This is a genomic window from Streptomyces sp. NPDC058375 (genome assembly GCF_042723425.1).
In the GTDB taxonomy this organism is placed as follows: domain Bacteria; phylum Actinomycetota; class Actinomycetes; order Streptomycetales; family Streptomycetaceae; genus Streptomyces; species Streptomyces durocortorensis.
The window spans coordinates 1-3,905 of sequence record NZ_JBHXJG010000413.1 but is presented as its reverse complement, the minus strand read 5'-3'; the positions used below and the strand labels follow the sequence as shown (position 1 = coordinate 3,905).

The following is a 3,905-nucleotide window of genomic DNA, read 5'->3' as shown; positions in this document are numbered from 1 at the left end:
ACCGGGGCCTGCCCGGTCAGCCCTCGTCGTCGCCCCCCGCGTCCTCCTCGCCCTCGCCCTCGCCCTCGCCCTCGCCCTCGAAGGCGTCGCCGATCTCGTCGACGACCTCGGCCGCGACCATGCCGCCGACGACGCCCACGGCCACGCCCGCGGGGACCCCGGCCACCACCGCACCCGCGCCGGGGCCCGAACGGTGCCGGTCACCGTGGGGTTCGCCGTGGTGGTCTCCGTACGGGGACGGCGTGCCGTACCCCTCGCGGCCGGCGATGACCTCCTTCAGCCAGGCGTCGACCTGGGCGTTCCAGTCGGTCTGCGGGGCCGCGTGGTGGGAGGCGGTGAAGCGGTGGACCGTGTCGTGGCCCTCGGAGAGGAGCCCGGCACGCTTGTCCGCCTCGATCACGACCTCCAGACCGCCCGGTGCGGCGATGAAGGTCACCTCGATCTCGTTCACGGCATGCGCGTGGCCGGCCGGCGGGAGGATCTCGATCTCCTGGTAGCAGGGCAGCTGCTGACCGGTGCCGCGGATGTGGCCGAGCTCCAGGTCCGCGGACCTGAACGCGTAACCGAGCTGCCCGAAGGCCTCCAGGATCGCCTCCTGCGCGGGCAGCGGCCCCACCGCGAGCGCGTCGAGGTCGCCCTTGTCCCGGGCTCCCGCGACCTCCAGCTCCGTGCGGATCCCGAGGACGGGCCCGAGGTGCTGGCCGTGCAGCTCGGTGATCGGCGTCTCCCACGGCAGGGTGACGGTGAAGGGCACCGTGTGCTCGGCCTCCTCCGCCAGTCGGAACCCACCGCCGACGGTGAACCGTTCGAGGACGACGGTGTCCTCGGTCTCCTCCTCCAGGTCCTCCCTCTCGACCCGGGCGACGAGGAGAAGGGAGATCCGGTCGACCGTCACGTCCGACCCGCCGCCCCGCAGGCGGACCTCTCCGGAGAGGAGACCACCCGGCAGCGCCGGGCCGGGCTGCAGAACGGTGTCGACCGAGGGTCCACCGACCCCGAGGGCTCCGAGCAACTTCTTGAACACCATGTGCGGCGTCCGCTCCTTCTGTGGATGGGCGATCGAGGCCGCGTGAGCCACCTCGCCGGGCAGAACCTCCCGGGAAGCCAAGGATTTCCCAAGCCTGCGACCGCTACGCACAGTTCCGGCCACCAAGATCACAGGCGACCGCCCGGAACCCGCTTCTCGTCATCCACCGCGAGGCGCTTCCCCGGGCGGCACTCCGTGTGACACCCGCCACTCCCCTTTGCTTTGCGTTCCCTTTACTATCTATCAGGCGGGTTCACACCCGTCCCCCACCGTCGATCCCGACGACCCGAACAGAGAAGGAGCTGCGGCACCGCAATGGGTGAGCCTCCCAGTACGAACCGTGTCATCCCTGATCCCGCGCACCAGGGGACGGAGGTGACACGGTGAGCGAAGTGGTCCTTCTCCTCCTCGCCCTCGCGCTGACACTGGCCTGTGCAGTGTTCGTCGCGGCCGAGTTCTCGCTCACGACCATCGAGCGGAGCGAGCTCGAGCGCGCCGCGAAGGCCGGTGAGCGCGGCGCCGAGAGCGCACTCAAGGCGGCCAAGCGGCTCACCTTCCAGCTCTCCGGCGCCCAGCTCGGCATCACCGTGACCTCCCTGGTCATCGGCATGCTCGCCGAGCCGTCCCTCGCGGTGCTGCTGCGCGGCCCGCTGGAGGCCGTCGGCCTGCCGGCCGGCGCCGTGTCCACGGTCGCCACCCTCCTCGGCGTGGCCGCGTCCACCGTCGTCCTCATGGTCATCGGCGAGCTGGTCCCGAAGAACTGGGCGATCTCCAGCCCGCTCACGGTCGCCAAGGTCGTCTCCACCCCGCAGCGTGCGTTCACGGCCGCTTTCGGTCCGCTGATCCGGCACCTCAACAACACCGCGAACCGCTTCGTGCGACGGCTGGGCCTGGAGCCGGCCGAGGAGCTGGCCTCCGCCCGTACGCCGCAGGAGCTGATCGCGCTCGCCCAGCACTCCGCCCGTGAGGGCGCCATCGAGCAGGACTCGGCCGAGCTGTTCGTCCGCACCCTGCACCTGGCGGAGCTGTCCGCCGAGAACGTGATGACGCCGCGCGTCGACGTCCGGGCGCTGGAGGCGCACGCCACCGCCGCCGACGCCGCCAACCTCACCCTGGCCACCGGCCTGTCCCGCTTCCCGGTCTACCGGGACAGCCTGGACGAGGTCATCGGCACGGTCCACATCCGCGACGTCCTCGCCCTGGACGAGTCGGAGCGGCCCCGGACCCCGGTCACGGCGCTGGCCACCGAGCCGCTGCTCGTCCCCGACTCGCTGCCCGTCGACCGGCTGCTGGCGCAGTTGCGCAAGCACCGGACGATGGCGGTGGTGATCGACGAGTACGGCGGGACGGCAGGGGTCGCCACCGTCGAGGACATCGTGGAGGAGGTCGTCGGCGAGGTCCGCGACGAGCACGACCCCCACGAGCGCCCCGACCTCGCACCGGCCGAGCCGCTCGGCGACGGCCGCCGGGTCTGGGCGGCCGAGGGCAGCATCCGGCTGGACCAGCTCGACCGGATCGGATTCACCGCGCCGGAAGGCCCGTACGAGACGCTCGCCGGCCTGCTCGCGAACCAGCTGGCCCGTATCCCGGTCCGCACCGACCGGGTGGAGGTCGACGGCTGGCAGTTCGACGTGCTCGACATCGAGCACCACCGGGCCGACCGGGTCCGGATCACCGCGCCCGCTCCGGCGCTGGCCCTCGTGGAGGAGGACGCCCGATGACCACCATTCAGCTCGCCATCGGCGCGCTCACCCTTCTCACCAACGCGTTCTTCGTGGGCGCGGAGTTCGCGCTCATCTCGGTCCGCCGCAGTCAGATCGAGCCGCAGGCCGTCCGGGGCAGCCGACGTGCCAAGAGCACCCTGTGGGGTCTCGAACACCTCTCGGCCGCGATGGCCACCGCGCAGCTCGGCATCACCATCTCCTCCCTGGTGCTGGGCGCCGTAGCGGAACCGGCCATCGCCCATCTGCTGGAGCCGCCGTTCGACGCGGTCGGTGTGCCCGACGCGCTGGTCCACCCGATCGCCTTCGTGATCGCGCTGACGCTGGCGACGTATCTGCACATGCTCATCGGCGAGATGATCCCGAAGAACATCGCGCTGGCCGCCCCCGTCGCCACCGCGCTGGCGCTGGGGCCGTCCCTGGTGGCCCTGACCCGGGCGCTGCGGCCCGTCATCTTCGGCATCAACGCCTTCGCCAACATGCTGCTGCGGCTGCTCAAGGTGGAGACCAAGGACGAGGTCGCCTCGGTGTTCACCGACGACGAGCTCGTGCGGCTGGTGAAGGACTCCAGCGACGCCGGGCTGCTGGCCCCGGCGGACGGCGAGCGGCTGCAAGACGCCCTGGAGCTCGGAACCCGCCCGGTCGGCGAGGTGATGGTCCCGCTGAACCGGACCGTCACCGTCGACCTGGGCATCACCCCGCAGGGTCTGGAGCGGGCCGCGGTCGCCTCGGGCTTCTCCCGGCTGCCGGTCACCGGCCCCGACGACGGGCTGCTGGGGTACTTCCACATCAAGGACGCCCTCGGTGTCGCGGAGCGCACCGAGGCGCTGCCGAAGAGCGCCCTCCACCCCGTCATCCGGGTCGAGATCGACACCCCGCTCGATGACACCCTCACCGCGATGCGGGCCGCCGGTACGCATCTCGCGGCGGTCGCCGGGGGCAAGGGCACGGTCATCGGCTTCGTGACCATGGAGGACGTCCTGGACGAGCTGGTGGGGGCCGCCGCGGTCTGACCGGGCCCGGCGGTGAACACCACCGTGTGAAGCGGAAGAAGAGGCGGCCCGTCGCACGACGGGCCGCCTCACACGCTTTACGGCGCACCCCTCAACCGGTCCGGCCCGACCGCGTAAGCTCGGCCGATGGCCAACTACTTCGAC

3 protein-coding genes are annotated in these 3,905 nt (G+C 71.7%); 2 read left to right on the top strand and 1 reads right to left on the bottom strand.

All coding sequences use genetic code 11. The annotated features are described in order from the left end of the window. Positions 1–16: 16 nt before the first annotated feature. Positions 17–1,027 (bottom strand): sporulation protein, encoded by a 1,011-nt coding sequence (locus ACFWM7_RS34345; protein WP_383268439.1) that lies wholly within the window; start codon positions 1,025–1,027, stop codon positions 17–19. 383 nt (positions 1,028–1,410) lie between these two features. Between ACFWM7_RS34345 and ACFWM7_RS34340 the strand changes: the two genes are divergently transcribed. Further along, complete coding sequence (locus ACFWM7_RS34340) at positions 1,411–2,748, top strand: hemolysin family protein (RefSeq protein ID WP_383268437.1); 1,338 nt, start codon at positions 1,411–1,413, stop codon at positions 2,746–2,748. Beyond that, the gene (locus tag ACFWM7_RS34335) at positions 2,745–3,761 is read left to right on the top strand and encodes a hemolysin family protein (protein WP_383268435.1); all 1,017 of its coding nucleotides are present in this window, start codon (positions 2,745–2,747) and stop codon (positions 3,759–3,761) included. Before ACFWM7_RS34340 ends, ACFWM7_RS34335 begins: the two co-directional genes overlap by 4 nt. Positions 3,762–3,905 lie beyond the last annotated feature (144 nt).

What these genes read in the sequence shown, in the direction of transcription:
- ACFWM7_RS34345 (WP_383268439.1), bottom strand. Translation starts at nt 1,027, where the DNA reads ATGGTGTTCAAGAAGTTGCTCGGAGCCCTCGGGGTCGGTGGACCCTCG.
- ACFWM7_RS34335 (WP_383268435.1), top strand. Translation starts at nt 2,745, where the DNA reads ATGACCACCATTCAGCTCGCCATCGGCGCGCTCACCCTTCTCACCAAC.